Source organism: Halococcus salsus, from assembly GCF_009900715.1.
Classification (GTDB): Archaea; Halobacteriota; Halobacteria; order Halobacteriales; family Halococcaceae; genus Halococcus; species Halococcus salsus.
In genome coordinates this window covers 98,816-119,232 of record NZ_JAAAJC010000001.1, presented here as the reverse complement: position 1 = coordinate 119,232, position 20,417 = coordinate 98,816, and the positions used below count along the sequence as shown (strand labels likewise).

Sequence of the window (20,417 nt, the reverse complement as noted above, 5' to 3'; positions counted from 1 at the left end):
AGCGCTCAGAGCGCCGCCGCGACCTCGTCGAGGTCGTCGGTGTCGACGAAGGCCACGACGTGGTCGCCGGTCTGGATCACGGTGCCGCCGCGGGGCGTCCGGAGCGTGCCGTTGCGCACCACCGCGCCGATCACGAACCCGTCGGGGAGGTCGAGCGCGACGTCGCTGAGCGAGTCGCCGGCGAGCGCGCTCCCGGACTCGACGGTTATCTCGAGGACCTCGGCGCTGTCCTGTTCGAGCACCGCGGCCTCGTTGGTGTAGCCCCGCGTCACGCGGGTGGTCTGGCGCGCCACGACGGTGTGGGGCTGGACCACCACGTCGACGCCGGCGGCCTCGAACAGGTCGCCGTAGTCGGCCTCGTCGACCACCGCCGCGGTGTACTCGACACCCATGTCGCGCGCGAGCAGCGCCAGCACGTAGTTGGTCTCGTCGTCGAGCGTGCCGACCAGGAGGTCGGCGTCGCCGACGTCGGAGTCGGCGAGGAACGAGAACGACCGCACGTCGCCCTCGACCACGGTGGTTCGGTCGAGACGCTCCTCGAGCGCTGCGACACGCTCCGAGTCGTGGTCGATCAGTCGCGGTCCGTACTCGCTGCGCTCGAACGCTTCGGCGACCTGGATGCCGACCTCGCCACCGCCGACGATCACGATATCGTCGTCGATATCGAGCGAGTCGCTATCGGTGAGCGCGTGCGCGAACCGCCGCATGCTCGATGGACTCCCGATCGCCACCACGCGGTCGCCCGCCTCGATCGTCGTATCGCCGCTCGGGATCACGACCTCGTCGCCGCGGAGCACGCCCGCGAACGTCAGCGAGGGGTACTCGTCGCCCTCCTCGACGGTCTTGCCGGCGATCGGCGCGTTCTCGTCCACCTCGAACTCCGCCATCTCGACCTGGCCCTCGACGAACATGTTCGTCGCGAGCGCCCCCGGCAGCGAGACCGTCCGGACGAGCGACTCGGCGGGGAGTCGGTCGACGGAGAGCATCATGTCGACCCCGAGCGCGCCCTCGAAGTGCTGCCAGGTCTCGTAGAGGTCGGGCGATTTCACCCGGGCGATCGTGCGCGCGTCGGTGACGTTTCGCGCCGCGCCACAGACCATGACGTTGACCGCGTCGTCGTCGGTGCTCGCGATCACGACCTCGGCGTCGCGGATACCCGCCTCTTCGAGCGTATCGAGCGACCGGCCGTCGCCCGTCACCCCGGTGACGCCGAAGTCGGTCACCAGACGCTCGATGTCCTCCTCGTCCTGGTCGACCATCGCGATGTCGTGGACGTCCGCGAGGTCCTCGGCGATGTGGGTCCCGACGTCGCCAGCCCCGACGATCACTATCCGCATACGAACTCACTCATACGTGGCACGTCCGATGGGTGTCATTAAGTGCGTTGTGTTCGTTCGGGTATCGAACCGGGACCCCCGGTCCGGCGGGTCCTCGCTTCAGGACGCGCTGCTTTTCGCACTCGGCCGTCGATCCCCGCCATGCACGTCACGGAGGGCGAGGTCGAGCTCGTGGTCCCCGAACAGCCCGAGACGGGCGTCGGCGACGCGGTGTTCTTCAACCCCGTCCAGGAGTTCAACCGCGACCTCACGGTCGCCGTGCTCCGAGCCCACGAAAGCGAGGCCGACCGCGACCGGCTGTCGTACCTCGACGCCAACGCAGCCACCGGGGCTCGCGGGGTCCGGGCGGCGAACGCGGGCTACGACGCCACGCTCTGCGACCACGACACCGACGCCGCGGCGCTCTGTCGGGAGAACCTCGTGCGCAACGACCTCGACGGCCGGGTCGAGGAGCGGAACGCGAACGCGCTCATGCACGAGGAGCGCTTCGACGTCGTGGACCTCGACCCGTTCGGAACGCCGATCCCGTTCGCCGACGCGGCCTTCCGGAGCGCCGCGGACCTCGTCTGCGTGACGGCGACCGACACCGCGCCGCTGTGTGGGGCCCACCGCGAGAGCGGGGTCCGGTCGTACAGCGCACTGCCGCAGAACACCGAGTACCACGCCGAGATGGGGCTTCGCGTGCTTCTCGGCGCGTTGGTCCGTACCGCCGCGCGCTACGACGTCGCCGCGACGCCCGTACTGAGCCACGCCACGAACCACTACGTCCGGACCTACCTCTCGGTCTCCCGGCGCGCGACCGACGCGAACGCCGCCGTCGAAAAACTCGGTTACATCCACCACTGCTTCGCGTGTCTCGACCGTGAGTCGGAGAGGGGACTGATCGCCCATCCACCCGACGCCTGTCCGACGTGCGGGGAGTCGGTCGCCACCGCCGGCCCGGTCTGGCTCGGACCGACCCACGAGGCCGGGTTCGTCGATCGGGTTCGCAAACAGGTCACCGGCGAGCTCGGCACCGCCTCGCGGGCGTTCGACCTGCTCGCGACGCTCGACGACGAACTCCACCTCCCCACCCACTACGACCAGCACCGGCTCTGTCGGCGGTGGGGCCGGTCGGCGAACGCGATGGACGAGTTCCTCGGGTCGCTCCGCGAGGCGGGCTACCGGGCCTCGCGCGCGCAGTACGGCGGCACGACGTTCAAGACCGACGCCACGGTCGAGGAGATCGAGGCCGCGACCGACGGTGCGTGAGCGGCGGGCGGACGGACCGCGAGAGCGGACCGTTCATACCGTCGGGCTCTGAAGCCGGGGTGTGCAGGTCGAGGCCAGTGGACCGAGAACCGAACGCCTGGCGTCGGTCGCGAGGACCGTCATCGCGGTGGCCCACCAGCGTCAGGTCACGCTGATGGCGGCGAGCCTCGCGTACTACCTCTTCTCGGCGCTCCTCCCGTTGCTCCTGTTCTCGGTGATCGCGCTCTCGACGCTCGGCAACGGGAGCCTCGCGTCGGTGATGGGGGCCGCCTCGGGGACCGTGCTCCCGAGCGGGGTCTCGATCCCGAACCAGTTCCTCGCAAACTCCAACGGTCGGCTCCGGGCGGGGGCGCTCGGGGCGGTCATCCTGGTCTGGAGCGCGCTCCGGACGTTCGGGGCGGTCGACGGTGCGTTCGCCGCGGTCTACGACGAGCGCGAGTCGGTCTCGTTCGCCGGGAAGGTCGTCGACGCGGCGGTGGTGTTCGTGGCGGTGGCGCTCGCGGTCGTCGCGTTCGCGGTCGTCGGGGTCGTGCTCGCGAACACGGTCGCGAACCGGCTGCTGTTCAGGCTCGTGACGCCCCTCTTCTTGCTGGTCGCGCTCGTGGTCGTCTTCGCGCCGCTCTACTACGTCCTCCCGGAGGTCGAGGGGGTCTCGCTCGCCGAGGTCCTCCCCGGAACCCTGCTCGCGGCGACGGTCTGGACGGCCTCGGCGGTCGTGGTGCGCCTCTACGCGACGACGTCGAGCAGCGTCCACCTCTACGGCGTCGCCGGCGGCGTGTTGCTCGTGCTGACCTGGCTCTACGTCGGCGGGCTCGCGCTGCTGGTCGGTGCGGCGCTCAACGCCGTGCTCGCCGGGCGGGTCGACCCCGACGCCGAGTGGATCCCGGATACGTCCCTCTGACGACCGGTTTCGACGTCGGCGGGGTCGGCGGACCATCGGAAACGTCGGCCACGAACGACGGTGTACTTACGTTTTCGCGCCCCAGACCAGCCGTGCCGAACGCTGACAGGGTCGTCGAGGTCGTCGCCGCCATCGTCGCGCTCGGGCGGCGCGAGCGGATGGTGCTCACGGCGGCGAGCCTCGCGTACTTCGCGTTCATCTCGATGGTCCCCTTGCTCCTGTTGCTCGTGGTGGCGGTGACGGCGCTCGGGGGCAACGAACTCGCGATGCGGGCGGTGGGTCGGGCGACCACCACGCTGACCCCCGAGAGCGCCGACCTGCTTCGCGAGATCGTCTTCAGCGCGGCGGACCGCGACCGGGCGACCGTCATCGGCGTCGCGGTCCTCCTCTGGGGCTCGCTGTTGACCTTCAGGTCGCTCAACACCGCCTTCGCGGGGATCTACGGCACCCACGGCGAGCCCTCGATGCTCTCGACGCTGCTCGACATCGTGCTCGTGTTCGTCATCATCGTCGCCACCGCGGTGGCGCTGGTGCTCGGCGGCGTCGGGCTGTCGGCGTTCGTCGAGACGCGGCTCTGGCAGACCGTCGGCCCGCTGGTGGTGTTCGTCGTGCTCGCCATGGTGTTCGGGCCGCTCTACTACGTCCTCCCGGACGTCGACGTGGGGTTCACGGAGACTCTCCCCGGCACCACGTTCGCGGCCGCGGCGTGGACCGTGCTCCAGTGGCTGTTCGGCTACTACACCCAGGTATCGGGATTGACGCGACTCTACGGCGCGGCGAGCGCCTTCCTGTTGATCATGGTCTGGCTCTACGTCGGCGGGTTCGTCCTGCTGGTGGGCGCGGCGCTCAACGCCGTGCTCGCCGACCGGGTCGACCCCGACGACGGGTGGCTCCCCATCGAGCCGTAAGGCCGGGCCGCGACCGGGACGAGCGGGTTCCCGCTGATTTATATGGCCGTCGGCCGAAACCGGGTTCGTGAGTACCAGCGCACGCGTGACCTCCTTCGGTCGGACGTTCGTCGGGGAGGTACAGGACAAGGAGATCACGTTCATCGCCGCGAGCACCGCGTACTACGCGTTCGTCTCGCTGATACCCCTCTTGTTGCTCTTGCTGGTCACGATCTCGGTCGCCGTGAACCCGGCGACCGCGAACCGGATCGTGACCTCGGCGACCACCTCGCTCCCGTCGAGCGCCCAGAGCCTCGTCCAGAGCGCGGTCGGCGGACAGAGCGGGGCCGGCGGGGCGACGATCGCCAGCGTGCTCGTGTTGCTCTGGAGCGCCCTCAAGCTGTTCCGTGGGCTCGACACCGCGTTCTCGCGGGCCTACGGTCGTGAATCCGCCGGGATCGTCGGCCAGGTGAAAAACGGGGTCGTCACGCTGGTCGCGGTGATCCTCGGTGCGGTGGTGGCGGTCGGTATCGGTGCGGCGGTCTCGTTCTGGCCGGTCGAGATCACGGTCGCCGGGGTCTCCGCGGTCGCGGTCGTCGGCACGTTCGCGACGCTGCTCGCGCTCGCGATCGTACTGTTGCCGCTCTACTACTTCCTCCCGGGCGACGACGTGACCGTCCGCGAGGCGATACCGGGGGCGGCGTTCGCCGCCGTCGGCCTCACGGTGCTTCAGGTCGTCTTCCGGATCTACGCGGCCAACGCGGGGAGCTACGAGGCCTACGGCGTGCTGGGGGCGGTGTTGTTGCTCGTGACGGTACTCTACTTCGCGGGAATGGTGGTGTTGCTCGGTGTGGTGTTGAACGCGGTCCTCGCGGGGCGTGCGGCCGGTTTCGAGGCGTCGAACGACGGTGGACTCGCGGCGCGGTTGAAGACAGGTGGTCGACAATGAGCCGAGAACCCGAAACTGACGACGAAACCCGAACCGAGAACGAGACCGAGGCGACGGACGCGACCGACGTCGGCGACCCCGTTCGAGAGGGGGCCGACACGTCGACGAGCCGCGACCGGACCGCGACCGTCGACGACGTCGAGACCCTCCGGAGCGACGTGGTGGCGTTCGCCGAGGAGGTCGAAGACCGGATCGTCAAGCGCAACGACCTCGAAAGCGAGCTCAAGGGCTACGTCCGTAGCCGCCAGCGCCGCGGCCACGCCCGCGGCTGGGGGCCGTATCTCGTCCTTCTTTATGGGACGGCGATGACCATCGGGGCCTTCTTCTACCTCGAGGGTGGGTGGGCGATCCTCGCCATGCTCGTGGTCTGGCTCTCGACGCTCGGGCTCTACGCCCTGATGGTGTTGGTCGGCTTCGGCGTCGCGGCGCTCGGCGCGCCCGGACGGGTCGCCGACCGGGTTCGGGACTTCCGTTCGTAGATGCGCGGCGTCGGCATCACCGAGGCCCTCCAGCGGCTGCCCGACGTTCTCGCGCCGGTGTTCGCGCTCCTCACCCAGCTCGGCGACGTCTGGTTCGTCTTCCTCGTGCTGGTACTGCTCTACGCGGCGGGCGAGCGCCTCCCAGTTCTCGGCGCGCCGCGGAGACGGGTCGCGTTCGTGCTCGGCCTCGTGCTCGGCGGGATCGCCCTCACGACCGCGCTGAAGGCGATCTTCGGTTTCCCCCGCCCGCCGGCCCCGGCCTCGGTTCCGGGGGTTCGCTACGTGCCGGGCCTCCTCCGGGGCGCGTACGTCGAGGCGGCGACCGCGACCGGCTACGGCTTCCCGAGCGGCCACGCCCTCCTCTCGACGGTCTTCTGGGGTGGGCTCGCGAGCGCGCTCACCGTCGGCAGCCGGCGGGCCCGCGCGGCGGTCGCCGGGTGCGTCGTGGCGGTGATCTGTCTCGCACGGCTCGTCCTCGGGGTTCACTACGCCGTCGACGTCGTCGTCGGAGTCACGATCGGGCTGGCCTATCTCGGGGTCGTGCTCGGGCTGGCGGGCGGCCGGACCCGAGCCGCCTTCCGGGTCGCCGCGGTCCCCGCCGTCGTCTGCGTGCTCGCCGGTCCGGTGACGTTCGACGACGTGTTGATCCTCGGGGGCGCGCTCGGCGCGCTCGGCGCGTGGGAAGTGCTTGGATCCCGGGTTCCGAGTCGGCTTCCATCCGTTGCGATCCTCGGGCTGGCGGTCGGGATCGCCGTTCTCGGCGGCCTCTTCGGTGTGGTCTACGTGCTCGAACCGCCGCTCGTCGTAACCGGGGTCGCGGCCGCCGCGGTCTTCGGCGGACTGCTCTCGCTGCCGGTGCTCGCCGAGCGCGTCACGCCGTCACCGAGATAAAAAAGGGTGGTTGGCCGATTCAGAACGTTTCGAGGTAGCGCTCCTTCTCCCACTCGCTCACCGAGACGTGGTAGTCGGTGACCTCGGCCTTCTTGGCTTCGAGGAACGTCTCGGAGACGTGCTCGCCGAGGGCGTCCATGACGACCTCGTCGGCTTCGAGCTGCTCGACGGCGGATTCGAGCGTGGTCGGCAGGGTCTCGATACCGTACTCCTCGCGTTTCGCCTCGTCGAAGTCGTAGATGTTCTCGCGAACCGGGTCGGGGGCCTCGTAGCCCTGGTCGATCCCGTCGAGACCGGCGTGGATGAGCGCCGCGAAGGCGAGATACGGGTTGCACGAGGGGTCGGGGAAGCGGGCCTCGATGCGGCTGGCGGCCGGGGTGCGTGCGGCCGGCTTGCGGATGAGCGCGGAGCGGTTGCGGTCGGACCACGCGACGTAGACGGGAGCCTCGTAGCCCGGTACGAGCCGCTTGTAGCTGTTGACGGTCGGGTTCGAGACCGCCGTGATGGCCGGCGCGTGTTCGAGGACGCCCGCGAGGAACTCCTTCGCCGTGCCGCTCAGGTTGAACTCGTCGTCCTCGTCGTGGAAGGCGTTCTCGCCGTCCTCGAACAGCGACATGTGGGTGTGCATCCCCGAGCCGTTGATCCCCGCGATGGGTTTGGGCATGAACGTCGCGTGAAGTTCGTGTTCGGCCGCAATGGCGCGGACGACCGACCTGAACGTCGCGACGTTGTCGGCCGTCGAGACCGCGTCGTCGTAGGTGAAGTTGATCTCGTGCTGGCCGCGGGCGACCTCGTGGTGGGAGGCCTCGATCTCGAAACCCATGCTCTCGAGCCCGAAGATGATGTCCCGGCGGACGTCCTGGGCGAGGTCCTTCGGTGCGAGGTCGAAGTAGCCACCCGCGTCGTTGGTCTTCGTCGTCGCCCGCCCGTCCTCGTCCTCCTCGAAGAGGAAGAACTCGGGTTCGGGGGCGAAGTTCACGTCGTAGCCCATCCCCTCGGCGCGGTCGACCGCGCGCTTGAGGACGCCGCGCGGGTCGCCCTCGAAGGGTTCGCCGGTGGAGGTGTCCATCACGTCACAGATGAGGCGCGCGGCCGCGCTCTCCTCGGTGCGCCGCCACGGCAGCACCGCGAACGTCGAGGGGTCGGGTTTGAGACGCATGTCCGATTCCTGGATCCGGACGAACCCTTCAATACTGGAGCCGTCGAAATAGATCCCCTCCTCGAATGCCTTCTCGGCCTGCGAAGCGGGGATGGAGACGTTCTTCACCGTGCCGAGGATGTCGGTGAACTGGAGCCGGAGGAAGTCCACGTTCTGCTCGTCGATCTGGTCGAGAACGTGTTGGGCTTCCGTCGAGAGGCCACCGTCGGGGACAGAGGTTTCGTTTGTCATACTTCGTGCCTACTCGGTGGGATACCGGCCGGAGTAAAAGGATTGCTGTTCTTCGCAAATATTGAGAGCCGGCTCAGAATTGGATATTCGTAAAGTTTTACTATCCACACCTATCACGGGTAGATATGACGTACGAGAACCTCGACACCGAACTCATCAACGCACTGCTGGGCGACGGCCGCGCGAGCCTCCGGAGCCTCGCCAACCAGCTCGACGTCTCGGTCACGACCGTCTCGAACCACCTCGCGGACCTCGAATCCGAGGGCGTGATCCGGGACTACTCGCCCGAGATCGACTACGACGCGCTCGGCTACGACGTCACCGCCGTGATCCAGCTCAAGGTCGAGGGGAGTTCGCTCCCCGAGGTCACCGACCGCCTCCGCGACCACCACCAGATGATCTCGGTCTACGAGGTCACCGGCGACCACGACGTCGTCGCCGTCGGGAAGTTCAAGGACACCGACGACATGAACGACCAGATCAAGAGCCTCATCACCGAACCCGACGTCAAGGAGTCGAACACCAGCGTGGTCCTGAACGCCGTGAGCGAACACGAACAGTTCGAACTCGACCTCGAAGAGTAAGCCGACCTTCGCTCGCGTCCCGACCGAACCGTCGAAACACCCTTTTCACGATTTCACCACACGCCGAGCGGCCGCTCCGGACGACCGAGAACGCGGCGGCGAGGTCGAGAACCGAGGCGAAGGCTGTCGCTAACGGATCGACGCTGGAAAAATTCGGTCGGTCGTGGCGCGATGCGGTCAGCGGCGTCGGGGGTGGGTGTGGTAGTTCCCGGTCGTCACATCATGCCGCCCATGCCACCCATACCGCCCATGCCGCCCATCCCGCCCATGCCACCCATACCGCCGGGTGCGCCGCCCGCGGGCGGGCCGCCGTCGTCGTCGTCGCCGGTCTGGCCGCCCTTGAGGTCACCCGCAGCGATGACGTCGTCGATGCGGAGGATCATCACGGCGGCCTCGGTGGCGCTCTCGATGGCCTGGGTCTTGACGCGGAGGGGCTCGACGACGCCGTCGGCCTCCATGTCGACGACCTCACCGGTGTAGGCGTCGAGGCCGGTGGTCGTGTTGCCGGCGTCGTGCTGACTCCGGAGGTCCACGAGGGAGTCGATCGGGTCGAGGCCGGCGTTCTCGGCGAGCGTCCGGGGGATGATGTCGATGGCGTCGGCGAAGGCCTCGACGGCGAGCTGCTCGCGGCCCCCAACGGAGTCGGCGTAGTCACGCAGGCCGAGCGAGAGCTCGGTCTCGGGCGCGCCGCCGCCGGGGAGGACCTTCCCGTCCTCGAGCGTGACGCGCACGACACCCAGGGAGTCCTCGATGGCGCGTTCGACCTCGTCGACGACGTGCTCGGTGCCGCCGCGGAGGATGAGGGTCACGGCCTTGGCGTCCTCGACGTCCTCGACGAAGATCCGCTGGTCGCCAGCGATGTCGCGTTCGGCGACGTTGCCGGCGTAGCCGAGGTCCTCGGCGGTGATGTCGTCGAGGTTCGAGACGACGCGTGCGCCCGTCGAGCGTGCGAGCCGGGTGATGTCGCTGGACTTGGCGCGGCGCACGGCCAGGATGCCCTCCTGGGCGAGGTAGTGCTGGGCCATGTCGTCGATGCCCTGCTGGCAGAAGACGACGTCAGCGCCGACGTCGACGAGCTGGTCGACCATCTCCTTCAGCTGCTCCTCCTCCTGGTCCATGAACTGCTGGAGCTGGTCGGGGTCGGTGACGTTGACCTCGGCGTCGATCTCGGTCTCCTTGACCTCCATCGCGGAGTCGAGCAGCGCGACGTTGGCGTCCTCGACGAAGTAGGGCATGTTGTCGTGGACGCGCTCCTTGTCCACGATGACGCCCTCGACGAGCTCGGACTCGTCGACGCTGCCGCCGACGGTCTTCTCGATCGAGACGTTGTCGGTGTCGATGCCGTCCTCGTCGACCACCGCGGTGACGGCCTCGACGACGAGCTCCGAGAGCAGGTCGCGGGCGCTCTCGGCACCCTTGCCCGTCATCGCGGTCGCGGCGATGTGTTCGAGTGTCTCGGTGTCGTTCTCGTCGACCTCGATCGCGGTCTCTTCGAGGATGTTCTTGGCCTCTTCGGCCGCCTCTCGGTAGCCCTGGGCCAGCGTGGTGGCGTGAATGTCCTGGTCGAGGAGGTCCTCGGCCTTCTCGAGGAGCTCGCCGGTCTCGACGACGGCGGTCGTCGTCCCGTCGCCGACCTCGTCCTCCTGGGTCTCGGCGACCTCGACGATCATGTTCGCGGCGGGGTGCTCGATGTCCATCTCCGAGAGGATGGTGACACCGTCGTTCGTGACGACGACGTCGCCCGCGTCGGAGACGAGCATCTTGTCCATCCCTTTCGGGCCGAGCGTGGTGCGTACCGCCTCAGCGACGGCCTGACCCGCCGTGATGTTCATCGACTGCGCGTCCTTTCCCGAGGTCCGCTGCGAGTCGTCCGAGAGTACGATGAGGGGCTGGTTGCCCATTTGCTGAGCCATAGTCACCTACCGATTGATTGGAGTTCTACATAAAAGTGACGGAAACGGTCGCTCGGATCGCGCCACATGGCCGCGGTAGTGGCCATGATACCCACCCACAGACCTTGTTTATATGTCAAAACCGGTCGAGGCCGACCTGTCGGCGGCGATAGCCCACCGGGTCGCGAACCCACGGGGTTCGGCGGTCGCGCTCCGCGTCGGGGTCCACGTCGAGCGCGTCGCCGGGGTCGTGACCCGGACAGTCGGGGCCGCACTCGGTCGCCGCGTCGACGAACCGACCCTTCCACTCGCAGTACGGCAACCCGCGTGCGCCCGCGTGGTCGGCTGTCCGGGCGTTGGTACACGCCGGAAACCCGTAGGTTCGCCAGCCCTTGCCGTAGGCGCGTTCGGCGATCCGCCGCCGCGCCCGCGCTTTCTCGGCGGCGCTCACGATTCGAACGTCGGTTCGCATCGCCTCGTGGCCGAGCGGTTCGACCCCCGGTGCGTCGGGCGCGAGCGGGGTCGGCTCGCGAATCATCTCGTCGATCCCGGCGTCCGGGTCGAACCGCCAGACGCCGACCTCGTCGGGGATGCGGTGGAGGTGCGCGCCGGTGACGTGGGAAGCGGTCGCGAGCACCACCTCGTCGAGTATCCCCAGACTCACGTCGGTCCGGAGCTGGCGTTCGAGATCGCCTGGCCTGTCGAGGTCGGGTTTGTTCTCGATGCCCACCAGTCTCCCGAACCAGTCGTCGGGATAGCGCGCCGCTTGCCGGACGTACTCCCGACCACGACGGCGCTCGGATTCGAAGAAGCCGCTTTCGACGGCGTGGTCGGTTGCCTCGCGGGCGCGCTCGGGATGGCAGTCGAAGCAGTCCTTCCAGTAGCGCGCCTCGCCGACCCCCACGCGACTCTCGATGGCCGCGTCGGGAACCGTCCCCGCGGTGAGTCGCGTTCGGTCCTCGAAGTCGGGGCCCGGTTCGACACAGACGACGTCCATCACGCGCGTTCCCGCGAGGCTGGCTCCGAGCTGGCGGCTCACGACCCCGTCGAAGTCGGCTTCGAGGTGGGCACAGACCGCCAGTTCGAACGCGAACTCGCGCACAGCAGACCTACGGGAGCAAGCGGCAAAAGCGACGCGTCGGGGTCAGACCCCGAGTTCCTCGGCGAGTTCGTCGAGCGTCTCGATAGTGAGGTCGGGATCGCCGGCGAAGCCGTCCCAGGGCGAGTTCTTTCTGTCGACCCACACCCCCTGATTGCCGGCGTGCATCGACCCGAGGATGTCGAACCACCCACCGGCGACGTGGGCGATCTCCTCGACCGGCGTGCCAGTCCTCGCGGCGGCGTGGCGATAAATAGCCGAATCGGGTTTGAACGTCGAGATCTCGTCGGCGCTGATGGTGTCTTCGAGGACCTCGCCGATGTCCGCCGACTCCACGAGCGAGTCGAGCATCTCGGGGTTCCCGTTCGAGAGGACGTAGCAGTCGTAGCCCGCGTCGTTGAGGCGTTCGATGCCGTCGCGGACGTCGTCGAAGACGTCGAGGTCGTGGTACTGTTCGAGGATCGCCTCGCGTTCGGCCTCGTCGAGGTCGACGCCGTGGGCGGCGAGCGCGTATTCGAGCGCGTCGCGGTTGATGTCGTAGAAGGGCTTGTAAGCGTCGACGTGGTTCGCGACGTAGGTGTAGGCGAGCGAGCGCGAGCGCCAGAGGTTCGAGACGGGTTCTGGGTCCTCTACGTGGTCGGCGAGTTCGCGCTCGACCGCCTCGACGTCGAGCAGCGTGCCGTAGGAATCGAAGGTCACCGTCGTCACCGAATCGGGGTCGAAGCTCATGCCCGATCCAGTGGGTCGCGGCGTTTCAACCCTCGCCGGACATCCCCGCCGGCGAGCCCGAGGCCCCGGCGGGCCGCTCGCCGCCGTCGAGCGCGCCGTAGCCACGGTCGGTTTCGACGACCCCGAGGTCGCCGTCGAGCGTCACCCGAAGCGTCTCGCCGTCGAGTCGAATCGAGACGTCGAGTTCCCAGGGGTCGGCCGAGCGGACCGTCACCGCGTCGTGGTCGACACACCACGCGTGGTGCCAGAACGGCGTCGCACAGAGTTCGACCCCGTGGTCGTGGTGGAACGCGACGACCGCCGAGTGGTCGAGCAGCCGGAGCCCCACGGTCGATCGGATGGCGTGGTGACACTGGCGGCACTCGTGGACGACGCCGGTGAGTCGGTCGCCGTCGCGCTCGAACGCGGTCTCCATCCGACCGCCGCACTCGGGACACACCCCGTCGGCCGCCAAACAGTGAAGGTGGCGCACCCGCTGGTCGAACGCCGCCACGACCTCCTCGTGGGTGCGGTCGTTCAGCCCGCCCGGCGGGAACGGCGCGTGACCGTGGCGCATCCCGCAGTCGGGACACGCCACCGTGAGGCGCTCGTCGGCGTAGCGCGCCTGGAGGTCGCCCCCGCAGGCGACGCAGGTCCCGTCAACCGCGAACGACTCGATGCGGGGGTCCTCGGTGAACGAGCCCTCGAGGATCGCCCGGACGACCTTCTCGCCGGCGTGGCGGAACTCGTAGCCACCCTCGACCTTCCGGACGAACTGGCCCGTGAGCTTTCCCAGGTGATAGTTGAACTGCGCGCTGTCGTCCATCCCGGTCGCCCGCCGGAGCTCCGAGAAGCTCACCGGGGTCTCCGGCGCGCGCCAGAGCGCGTCGAGGATCGCCAGCCGGGATTCGTTGGCGACCACCGAGAACGCCTCCGCCGGTGGAAGGCAGTCCTCGCACGCCAGGATCGTTCGTTCGCTCATGATTCCTCATACGGACTCGATTGACAAAGCCGTTGCCTGAACCACGTTTTTGTAGGATGATTTACTGGTCCGTGAAAGCGTGTTTCTGTAAGATGTCGGTCTGGATAGTGAAGCGAGCACGATTACGACTCCCGACGCAACTGAGAACCGCCATCGCCCCGCGACAGCCACACGCCTCCCCAACCGATTCGTTCGTGGTTCGAAAATCGCGTAGCGATTTTCGTCATCACGAAAGGCGCGAAGCGCCTTTCGAACGACTCCCTTCAGTCGCTCACTCATCCCTCGCACAGTGTCCGCGGTCGCGCGCTCACATCCGTTCGCGCACGACCGCGAGCGCGCGCCAACAGCAACCACCACAACCGCATCGTCGCCACCGTAACCGCAGCACCACGGACGGTCTTCGTGTCAAGGGTCACGACCGCTGGCGACGGAGCGTCACGTTCCTGCCGTGGCGAACCTCGGTGCCGTTAACGGTCGCGCTGTAGGGGAGCCGTCTCTTGCGGTGGCTCGTCGGCGAGTCGGTCGCGGCCTACGAGCGTAGCTTTCACCCCGTGAGACGCCGGTTCGCGACCGCCGCGCGCGGAACAGCAGATTTATCAACGGTTCGGGCGTACCCATCCTATTCCTTTCGAGATGACACGGAACCACCAACAACCGGAGGTGAACATCGGGCTGGTCGGCCACGTCGACCACGGCAAGACGACCCTCGTCGAGGCGCTGTCGGGCTCGTGGACCGACCAGCACTCCGAGGAGATGAAGCGCGGCATCTCCATCAGACTCGGCTACGCCGACGCGACCTTTCGGCGCTTCCCGGACCGCGACGCCCCCGAGTGCTACACGGTGGCCGAGACCGACGAGAACGGGGTCGAGAGCGAACCCATTCGTACCGTCTCGTTCGTCGACGCCCCGGGCCACGAGACACTGATGGCGACGATGCTGTCGGGCGCGTCACTGATGGACGGCGCGGTGCTGGTCGTGAGCGCCACCGAGACGGTGCCACAGGCCCAGACCCAGGAACACCTGATGGCGCTGGACTCTATCGGGATCGACAACATCGTGATCGCCCAGAACAAGGTCGACCTCGTCGATGCCGACCGCGCGCGCCGGAACTACGAGGAGATCCAGGAGTTCGTCTCCGGCACCGTGGCCGAGGGCGCGCCGGTGGTTCCCGTGAGCGCGGGCCAGGAGGCGAACCTCGACATCCTGATCCAGGCGATCGAGGAGGAGATCCCCACCCCGGAACGCGACCCGGATTCGGACGCCCGCCTCCACGTCGCTCGGAGTTTCGACATCAACAGGCCAGGAACGCACGCCGACGAGCTGCTGGGCGGGGTGCTCGGTGGCAGCCTCGTCGCGGGCGAGATGAACGTCGACGACGAGCTCGAACTCCGCCCAGGGCGAGAAGTCGAACACGGTGGCGAGACCGAGTGGCAGCCGATCGCCACCGACATCCGGTCGCTCCAGGCCGGTGGCGAGGACGTCGAGACCGTGACGCCGGGCGGGCTGCTCGGCGTCGGGACGGGCCTCGACCCGAGCCTCACGAAGGGCGACGGGCTGGCGGGCCAGATCGCCGGGCCGCCGGGCTCGCTCCCGCCGACCCGCGAGGACTTCACGATGGACGTCTCGCTGCTCGACCGGATCGTCGGCGAGGACGAGGCGATCGAGCCCGTCTCGACGGGCGAACCCCTGATGCTCACCGTCGGCACCGCGACCACGGTGGGGGCGGTGACGAGCGCGCGCGAGGACGAGTGTGAGGTCTCGCTGAAGCGGCCGGTCTGTGCGGCCGAGGGCACCCAGATCGCCATCAACCGCCGGGTCGGCGCGCGGTGGCGGCTCATCGGTATCGGAACGCTCACGGGATGAGGGTCCTGATGGACACCAACGCGCTGATGATGCCGATCGAGTGCGACGTCCGGGTGTTCGACGAGCTCGAACGCCTCCTGACGAACCCCGAACTCCTCGTTCCGCGTGCCGTGCTCGACGAACTCGACGAGCTCGCGGGGTCACACGGCGAGGAAGCCGTCGCGGCGAGCGTCGGGCGCGACCTCGCCGAGCGGTGTTCGCCGCTCGATCATCGAGAGGAGTACGCCGACGACGCCTGCGTCGAACTCGCGACCGACCGTCGGTGCGACCTCGTCTGCACCAACGACCGCCCGCTGCGCGACCGCCTGCTGGAGACCGGCGTCCCGGTCATCGGAGCCCGGGGCAACACCCTCGCGATCACGGAGTCATAAATGTACAAACGAGTCAGACTCACCGACACGATCGAAGTACCGCCACACCTGCTCGCCGACGTCTCGTCGACCATGGTGAAACACCTCCTCCAGGAGAAGCTCGAGGGTCGCCTCGACGAGGACGTCGGCAGCGTGGTCAGCGTCACCGAGGTCCACGACATCGGCGATGGCCGTGTGCTGCCCGGTCGGCGTGGTCACGAGGGCTCGGTCTACTACGAGGCCGAGTTCGACGCGATCACCTTCGACCCCCAGATGCAGGAGGTCATCGACGGCGAGGTCGTCGAGATCGTGAGCTTCGGCGCGTTCGTCGGGATCGGCCCCATCGACGGCCTGCTCCACGTCTCGCAGATCTCGGACGAATATCTCGCCTACGACGAGGAGGGTCAGATGCTCGCCTCGCGCGAGTCGAACCAGACCCTCGGGGTCGGTGATGCCGTTCGGGCCCGGATCGTCACCAAGAGCATCGACGAGCGCAACCCACGCGACTCGAAGATCGGGTTGACCGCGAAACAGGTCGGACTCGGCAAACACGGCTGGCTCCGCGAGGAGCGCGAGGCCGCCGCGGCGGGTGAGTGAGCGTGGCGACTAGACGCGTCTGCCGCGAGTGCCACCGGGTGCTCGACTCGCCCGACCAGCAGACCTGTCCCGCCTGCGGCTCGTCGAGCCTCACCGAGGACTGGGCGGGCTACGTGGTGATCGCCCACCCCGAGACCAGCGAGATCGCCGCCGAGATGCAGGTCACCGAACCCGGTCGCTACGCGCTGAAGGTCCGCTGACGTGGCCGACCACGGGACGGACGAGGAGAGCGACACCGACGAATCGGGCGTGGTTCTCACCCTTCCCGAGGAACTCCGCGGCGCGTTCAAGGAACCGTTCGGACCGGTCTTCACCGATACCGACCGACTCGTCGGAGAACTCGGCGACCCGGTCATCGCCGTCGGCGACGTCGTGACCCGCCACCTCACACGGGCGGGCGTCCGTCCCGACCTCGCGGTCGTGGACTGGGTCACTGAACGTGAGGCGCTCCCGGATGACAAACTCCCGGATATCACGGGCTACGACAGCCGGATCGACGTCGAGAACCCGGCGGCGGGGCTGGCCCACGAACTCCTGGACGCCCTCCAAGACGGGATCGAGCGGGGCGAGACCGCCGTCGTCGTGGTCGAGGGCGAGGAGGACCTCGCGGCGCTGCCGGTGCTCGCCATCGCCCCCGAGGGGGCGAGCGTGGTCTACGGCCAACCGGGTGCGGGGATGGTCCACGTCGAGATCGACACCGAGATCGGCGAACACGCGCGCGGGCTCCTCTCGCGAATGGACGGCGACCACGACCGAGCGCGGCGCGCGCTCGACCTCGAATAGCGTTTTTTGGCCCCGAGAACGGGTCGAACGCACGGCGCAGTTATCTTCACGAACGAACAGTAGAGTGGCATGAGGCTCGTTCAGATACTGATCCCCGAGGGGGCACGCGAGTCGATCGTGGGATCGCTCGACGACGAGGGGATCGACTACGCGATGTGGGCGGAGACCGGGCGCGGCGATTTCGAGGCCGTGGTCTCCTTTCCGGTGCCGACCGGTGGCGTCGAGCCGGTTCTCTCGCGCCTCCGTGAGGAAGGGTTGGAGGAGGACGCCTACACGATCGTTCAATCCACGGAGACGGTCGTCTCACGCCGGATAGACGACCTTCGTGGGCGGTACACCGACCTCCGCATCTCGCGTGAGGAACTCGTCGCGCGGGCCGCCGAACTCGCGCCGGAGACCTCGACGTTCTTCATCTTCCTCGTGGTGAGCACGCTCATCGCGACGGCGGGGCTCCTGCTCGACTCGACGGCGACCATCATCGGCGCGATGGTGATCGCCCCGCTCATGGGACCGGCGATCTCGGCGAGCGTCGGCACGGTGCTCGCGAAGGACGACATGGCCTCGCGCGGCCTGATGCTTCAGGTGACCGGGTTGTCCGCCGCGGTCGCGACGGGTGCGCTCTTCGGACTCCTCTTGAAGGAAACCGTCCTCCTGCCGCCGGTCGATATTCGTACTATCCCACAGGTCGCCGAACGCACCTCGCCGAACTTCCTCTCGCTGTTTCTGGCGCTGGGCTCGGGTATCGCGGGTGCCGTGAGCCTGATTCGGAGGGCCGGGTCGGCGCTCGTCGGCGTCGCGATCGCGGTGGCGCTCATCCCGCCGGCTGCCACCGCGGGGCTCGGGCTCGCGTGGGGCTATCCGGGCGTCACGCTCGCCGCGGGCGTGCTCGTGCTGGTGAACCTGCTCGCGGTCAACCTCTCGGCGCTCGTGCTGTTCTGGCTCGCCGGCTACCGCCCGGAGCTCGGGACGTACGCGGCCCGGACCCGTCGCCGAGTCCGGGCCCACGTCGCGGCCGTCGTGGGCGGGATCGCGCTGCTCTCGGTCGTGCTCGGGCTCGTCACGGTGGCCTCGTTCGAAACCGGGACGGTCGAGTACACCACGAACAGCGAGGTCGAAACGATGTTCGATGACGGCCGGTTCGACGGGCTTCAGTTCGAATCCGCGAGCGTCGACTATACCATCACCGACGTGCTCCTCGGCAACCCGGCGACGGTGGCCGTCGTCGCCGAACACGGACCCAACGCACGGATCCCACCCGGGGTCGCCCAGGACATCGACGACCGGTTGACGAACGAGACGGGCGAACCGGTCGCCGTCGACGTCGTGTTCGTCCGGGGGCAGCGCTCTGCGGCGTGAGTCGGCGGAACGAACGGGTCGCCGGGACCGACACACCTACACGGGGGACGGCCGGACGGTTCGTGATGGATCATCGACCACTGGGTTCGACCGGTCACGACGTCTCGGAAGTCGGGTACGGAACCTGGAACATCGGCGGAAGCTGGGGCGACGTCGCGGACGAAGAGGGCCACGCGGCCATCGAGGCGGCGCTCGACGAGGGGGTCACGTTTCTCGACACCGCCGACGTCTACGGCGACGGCCGGAGCGAGCGTCTGCTTCGGGAGGTGCTCGACGACCGGGACGAGGACCCGACCGTGGCGACGAAGGCCGGTCGGCGGCTCGACCCCCACGAGGCCGAGGACTACGACCTCGAACACCTCCGTGGGTTCGTCGACCGGAGCCGCGAGAACCTCGGTCAGGAGACCCTCGACCTGCTCCAGCTCCACTGCCCGCCGACCGAGGCCTACTACCAGCCCGAGACGTTCGACGCGCTCGACGTCCTCGTCGAGGAGGACCGTATCGACCACTACGGCGTCAGCGTCGAGCGGATCGAGGAGGGGCTGAAGGCCATCGAGTATCCCGGCGTCGAGACGGTCCAAGTGATCTTCAACCCGTTCCGCCAGCGGCCCGCGGAGGCGCTGTTCGCCGAAGCCGAGCGCGCGGACGTGGGGATCATCGTACGCGTCCCGCTCGCCTCCGGCCTCCTCACGGGGGCCATCGACGCCGACACCGAGTTCGAGGAGAACGACCACCGCAACTTCAACCGCGAGGGCGAGGCGTTCGACGTGGGCGAGACGTTCGCGGGCGTCCCGCTGGAGGAGGGCGTCGCGGCCGTCGAAGACCTTCAACGAGTCGTGCCCGAGGAACTCACGCTCGCGCAGTTCGCGCTCCGGTGGATCCTCGACTTCGACGCGGTCTCGACGGTGATCCCGGGCTCGACCAGCCCCGAGCACATCGCCGAGAACGTCGCGGCGAGCGACGTCGACCCGCTGAGCCACGAACGCCACGGGGCGACGCGCGACGTCTACGAGAGCCGGATCGCCGAGCACGTCCACCATCGGTGGTAGGTCGGGAGGATGGACGGGCTCACCGACCCCGAAACGCTGCGCGACCGCGACGACGTCGAGTTCGTCGAGGAGTCGGTGGAAGCGCATCAGGATCACTTCGAGCTGTACGAACCCATCGCGGGGATGGCGATCGTGGGGGTCACCGACGGGCGCGGCCGACTGCTGCTCTTAGAGCGCGAGGACGCACCGGTCCCGGTGTTGCCCTACGGCCGGACCGAACCCGGCGACGACTGGGTGACGACCGCGCGCGAGGCGGTCGCGGACTCGACCGACGTCGAGGTCGCGATCGAGGGCGTGCGGCGGGTCCGTCGCCACACCTACCGGTCCGAGTCGGGCGCGGAGACGACCGGCTGCGACGTGGTGTTCGCCGCGACGCCGGTGGACGACGGGACCGATCCGAACGGGGGCCACGACTGGCGTGCGTCGTGGCGTGAGATGGGGACCCTCGACCTCCCCGACGACCCGAACAACGACGTGCTGAACGACATCCGGCTGTTCGTCGAATAGTTCGCTGAACACCTCGAAAGCCGGAAGCCAACACGAAATCCTTTTTGCCGTTTCAGGGAGAAGGTGGGGTAATGGAAATAGAGATCACTGCGGAGGAGGAGAACCCGATGCTCCACCGCACCGACGTGCGGTTCGAGCTCATCCACGACCAGGAGACGCCGTCGCGGCTCTCGGTTCGCGACAGCCTCGCCGCGCGGCTCAACAAGGACGCGGGCGAGGTCGTGATCCACGAACTCGACACCAAGTTCGGGATGCGCCGAACCCTCGGCTACGCCAAGGTCTACGACAGCGCCGACGACGCCCTCGAAGTCGAGCAGGCCTACATGCTCGAACGCAACAAGATCGCGGGCGACGGGGACGACGTCGAAGCGGAGGAGGCCTAAATGTCCCGTTCGGACCTCTACAACGACGACGGCACCACCGACCGCGAGCAGTGTCCCCGGTGTGGCGACGCGTTCCTCGCCGACCACGGCGACCGCTCGCACTGCGGTCGGTGTGGCTACACCGAGTGGAACTGAGGCGATGTGTCGGGCGGGCACGGGCATCGTGAACGACCGAGTGA

At 68.3% G+C, this 20,417-nt stretch carries 23 protein-coding genes; 17 read left to right on the top strand and 6 right to left on the bottom strand.

Translation table 11 applies throughout. From position 1 onward, the window contains the following. Window positions 1–5: 5 nt before the first annotated feature. Window positions 6–1,337 (bottom strand): Trk system potassium transporter TrkA, encoded by a 1,332-nt coding sequence (gene trkA, locus GT355_RS00555; RefSeq protein WP_192927936.1) that lies wholly within the window; start codon window positions 1,335–1,337, stop codon window positions 6–8. Window positions 1,338–1,478: 141 nt separating this feature from the next. Between trkA and GT355_RS00550 the strand changes: the two genes are divergently transcribed. From GT355_RS00550 to GT355_RS00525, 6 genes are all read left to right on the top strand, one after another. Beyond that, a complete protein-coding gene (locus GT355_RS00550) occupies window positions 1,479–2,588 on the top strand; it encodes a tRNA (guanine(26)-N(2))-dimethyltransferase (RefSeq protein WP_160132705.1) in 1,110 nt (369 codons plus the stop codon). 61 nt (window positions 2,589–2,649) lie between these two features. Continuing rightward, window positions 2,650–3,489, top strand: coding sequence for a YihY/virulence factor BrkB family protein (locus GT355_RS00545; protein WP_160132704.1), 840 nt, complete (start codon window positions 2,650–2,652; stop codon window positions 3,487–3,489). A 92-nt stretch (window positions 3,490–3,581) separates the two neighbouring features. Further along, the gene (locus tag GT355_RS00540; RefSeq protein WP_120072972.1) at window positions 3,582–4,397 is read left to right on the top strand and encodes a YihY/virulence factor BrkB family protein; all 816 of its coding nucleotides are present in this window, start codon (window positions 3,582–3,584) and stop codon (window positions 4,395–4,397) included. 67 nt (window positions 4,398–4,464) lie between these two features. Next, a complete protein-coding gene (locus GT355_RS00535; RefSeq protein WP_160132703.1) occupies window positions 4,465–5,325 on the top strand; it encodes a YihY/virulence factor BrkB family protein in 861 nt (286 codons plus the stop codon). Beyond that, window positions 5,322–5,804 (top strand): ribonuclease BN, encoded by a 483-nt coding sequence (locus GT355_RS00530; protein ID WP_160132702.1) that lies wholly within the window; start codon window positions 5,322–5,324, stop codon window positions 5,802–5,804. The genes GT355_RS00535 and GT355_RS00530 overlap by 4 nt, the downstream gene beginning before the upstream one ends. Next, on the top strand, window positions 5,805–6,695 hold the full coding sequence (locus GT355_RS00525) for a phosphatase PAP2 family protein (protein ID WP_160132701.1): 891 nt from the start codon (window positions 5,805–5,807) through the stop codon (window positions 6,693–6,695). 19 nt (window positions 6,696–6,714) lie between these two features. On the opposite strand, the gene glnA is transcribed toward GT355_RS00525, so the two are convergent. Then, entirely contained in the window at window positions 6,715–8,085 is a 1,371-nt protein-coding gene (gene glnA / locus GT355_RS00520; RefSeq protein WP_160132700.1) for a type I glutamate--ammonia ligase, read from the bottom strand. A 125-nt stretch (window positions 8,086–8,210) separates the two neighbouring features. On the opposite strand from glnA, the gene lrp reads away from it, so the two are divergent. Continuing rightward, complete coding sequence (gene lrp / locus GT355_RS00515; protein ID WP_007695947.1) at window positions 8,211–8,669, top strand: HTH-type transcriptional regulator Lrp; 459 nt, start codon at window positions 8,211–8,213, stop codon at window positions 8,667–8,669. A gap of 215 nt (window positions 8,670–8,884) precedes the next feature. Here lrp and thsA read toward each other — a convergent pair whose 3' ends face one another. The 4 genes from thsA to GT355_RS00495 all read right to left on the bottom strand — a co-directional run bounded on the left by thsA (window position 8,885) and on the right by GT355_RS00495 (window position 13,350). After that, window positions 8,885–10,570, bottom strand: a complete 1,686-nt coding sequence (gene thsA, locus GT355_RS00510) for a thermosome subunit alpha (protein ID WP_160133964.1) — start codon at window positions 10,568–10,570, stop codon at window positions 8,885–8,887. A gap of 127 nt (window positions 10,571–10,697) precedes the next feature. Next, entirely contained in the window at window positions 10,698–11,663 is a 966-nt protein-coding gene (locus GT355_RS00505) for a DUF5787 family protein (RefSeq protein WP_160132699.1), read from the bottom strand. 42 nt (window positions 11,664–11,705) lie between these two features. Then, a complete protein-coding gene (locus tag GT355_RS00500; RefSeq protein ID WP_160132698.1) occupies window positions 11,706–12,389 on the bottom strand; it encodes a haloacid dehalogenase type II in 684 nt (227 codons plus the stop codon). A gap of 25 nt (window positions 12,390–12,414) precedes the next feature. Beyond that, window positions 12,415–13,350, bottom strand: a complete 936-nt coding sequence (locus GT355_RS00495) for a winged helix-turn-helix domain-containing protein (protein ID WP_160132697.1) — start codon at window positions 13,348–13,350, stop codon at window positions 12,415–12,417. Window positions 13,351–13,983: 633 nt separating this feature from the next. Here GT355_RS00495 and GT355_RS00490 point away from each other — a divergent pair. The 10 genes from GT355_RS00490 (at window position 13,984) to GT355_RS00445 (ending at window position 20,373) form a co-directional block, all read left to right on the top strand. Continuing rightward, window positions 13,984–15,213 carry a translation initiation factor IF-2 subunit gamma gene (locus tag GT355_RS00490; RefSeq protein WP_160132696.1) on the top strand — a complete coding sequence of 410 codons (1,230 nt, stop codon included), beginning with the start codon at window positions 13,984–13,986 and terminating at the stop codon, window positions 15,211–15,213. Between the two features lie 8 nt (window positions 15,214–15,221). Continuing rightward, window positions 15,222–15,584, top strand: coding sequence for a PIN domain-containing protein (locus GT355_RS00485; RefSeq protein ID WP_192927935.1), 363 nt, complete (start codon window positions 15,222–15,224; stop codon window positions 15,582–15,584). Further along, complete coding sequence (locus GT355_RS00480) at window positions 15,585–16,160, top strand: DNA-directed RNA polymerase (protein WP_160132695.1); 576 nt, start codon at window positions 15,585–15,587, stop codon at window positions 16,158–16,160. A 2-nt stretch (window positions 16,161–16,162) separates the two neighbouring features. Next, complete coding sequence (gene spt4 / locus GT355_RS00475; RefSeq protein ID WP_029601774.1) at window positions 16,163–16,360, top strand: transcription elongation factor subunit Spt4; 198 nt, start codon at window positions 16,163–16,165, stop codon at window positions 16,358–16,360. A gap of 1 nt (window position 16,361) precedes the next feature. After that, window positions 16,362–16,943, top strand: a complete 582-nt coding sequence (locus GT355_RS00470) for a GTP-dependent dephospho-CoA kinase family protein (RefSeq protein ID WP_160132694.1) — start codon at window positions 16,362–16,364, stop codon at window positions 16,941–16,943. A 69-nt stretch (window positions 16,944–17,012) separates the two neighbouring features. Beyond that, a complete protein-coding gene (locus GT355_RS00465) occupies window positions 17,013–18,299 on the top strand; it encodes a TIGR00341 family protein (RefSeq protein ID WP_160132693.1) in 1,287 nt (428 codons plus the stop codon). A 65-nt stretch (window positions 18,300–18,364) separates the two neighbouring features. Further along, window positions 18,365–19,348, top strand: a complete 984-nt coding sequence (locus GT355_RS00460; RefSeq protein WP_160132692.1) for an aldo/keto reductase — start codon at window positions 18,365–18,367, stop codon at window positions 19,346–19,348. Window positions 19,349–19,357: 9 nt separating this feature from the next. Beyond that, window positions 19,358–19,855, top strand: a complete 498-nt coding sequence (locus GT355_RS00455; protein ID WP_160132691.1) for an NUDIX domain-containing protein — start codon at window positions 19,358–19,360, stop codon at window positions 19,853–19,855. Window positions 19,856–19,926: 71 nt separating this feature from the next. Continuing rightward, on the top strand, window positions 19,927–20,238 hold the full coding sequence (locus GT355_RS00450; RefSeq protein WP_120073004.1) for a 30S ribosomal protein S24e: 312 nt from the start codon (window positions 19,927–19,929) through the stop codon (window positions 20,236–20,238). Then, a complete protein-coding gene (locus GT355_RS00445; RefSeq protein WP_007695974.1) occupies window positions 20,239–20,373 on the top strand; it encodes a 30S ribosomal protein S27ae in 135 nt (44 codons plus the stop codon). The last annotated feature ends 44 nt before the right edge of the window (window positions 20,374–20,417 follow it).

What these genes read in the sequence shown, in the direction of transcription:
- GT355_RS00460 (WP_160132692.1), top strand. Translation starts at nt 18,365, where the DNA reads ATGGATCATCGACCACTGGGTTCGACCGGTCACGACGTCTCGGAAGTC.
- GT355_RS00465 (WP_160132693.1), top strand. Translation starts at nt 17,013, where the DNA reads ATGAGGCTCGTTCAGATACTGATCCCCGAGGGGGCACGCGAGTCGATC.
- thsA (WP_160133964.1), bottom strand. Translation starts at nt 10,570, where the DNA reads ATGGGCAACCAGCCCCTCATCGTACTCTCGGACGACTCGCAGCGGACC.
- GT355_RS00530 (WP_160132702.1), top strand. Translation starts at nt 5,322, where the DNA reads ATGAGCCGAGAACCCGAAACTGACGACGAAACCCGAACCGAGAACGAG.
- trkA (WP_192927936.1), bottom strand. Translation starts at nt 1,337, where the DNA reads ATGCGGATAGTGATCGTCGGGGCTGGCGACGTCGGGACCCACATCGCC.
- GT355_RS00450 (WP_120073004.1), top strand. Translation starts at nt 19,927, where the DNA reads ATGGAAATAGAGATCACTGCGGAGGAGGAGAACCCGATGCTCCACCGC.
- GT355_RS00455 (WP_160132691.1), top strand. Translation starts at nt 19,358, where the DNA reads ATGGACGGGCTCACCGACCCCGAAACGCTGCGCGACCGCGACGACGTC.
- GT355_RS00500 (WP_160132698.1), bottom strand. Translation starts at nt 12,389, where the DNA reads ATGAGCTTCGACCCCGATTCGGTGACGACGGTGACCTTCGATTCCTAC.
- lrp (WP_007695947.1), top strand. Translation starts at nt 8,211, where the DNA reads ATGACGTACGAGAACCTCGACACCGAACTCATCAACGCACTGCTGGGC.
- GT355_RS00525 (WP_160132701.1), top strand. Translation starts at nt 5,805, where the DNA reads ATGCGCGGCGTCGGCATCACCGAGGCCCTCCAGCGGCTGCCCGACGTT.
- GT355_RS00480 (WP_160132695.1), top strand. Translation starts at nt 15,585, where the DNA reads ATGTACAAACGAGTCAGACTCACCGACACGATCGAAGTACCGCCACAC.
- GT355_RS00485 (WP_192927935.1), top strand. Translation starts at nt 15,222, where the DNA reads ATGGACACCAACGCGCTGATGATGCCGATCGAGTGCGACGTCCGGGTG.
- GT355_RS00490 (WP_160132696.1), top strand. Translation starts at nt 13,984, where the DNA reads ATGACACGGAACCACCAACAACCGGAGGTGAACATCGGGCTGGTCGGC.
- glnA (WP_160132700.1), bottom strand. Translation starts at nt 8,085, where the DNA reads ATGACAAACGAAACCTCTGTCCCCGACGGTGGCCTCTCGACGGAAGCC.
- GT355_RS00445 (WP_007695974.1), top strand. Translation starts at nt 20,239, where the DNA reads ATGTCCCGTTCGGACCTCTACAACGACGACGGCACCACCGACCGCGAG.
- GT355_RS00495 (WP_160132697.1), bottom strand. Translation starts at nt 13,350, where the DNA reads ATGAGCGAACGAACGATCCTGGCGTGCGAGGACTGCCTTCCACCGGCG.
- GT355_RS00550 (WP_160132705.1), top strand. Translation starts at nt 1,479, where the DNA reads ATGCACGTCACGGAGGGCGAGGTCGAGCTCGTGGTCCCCGAACAGCCC.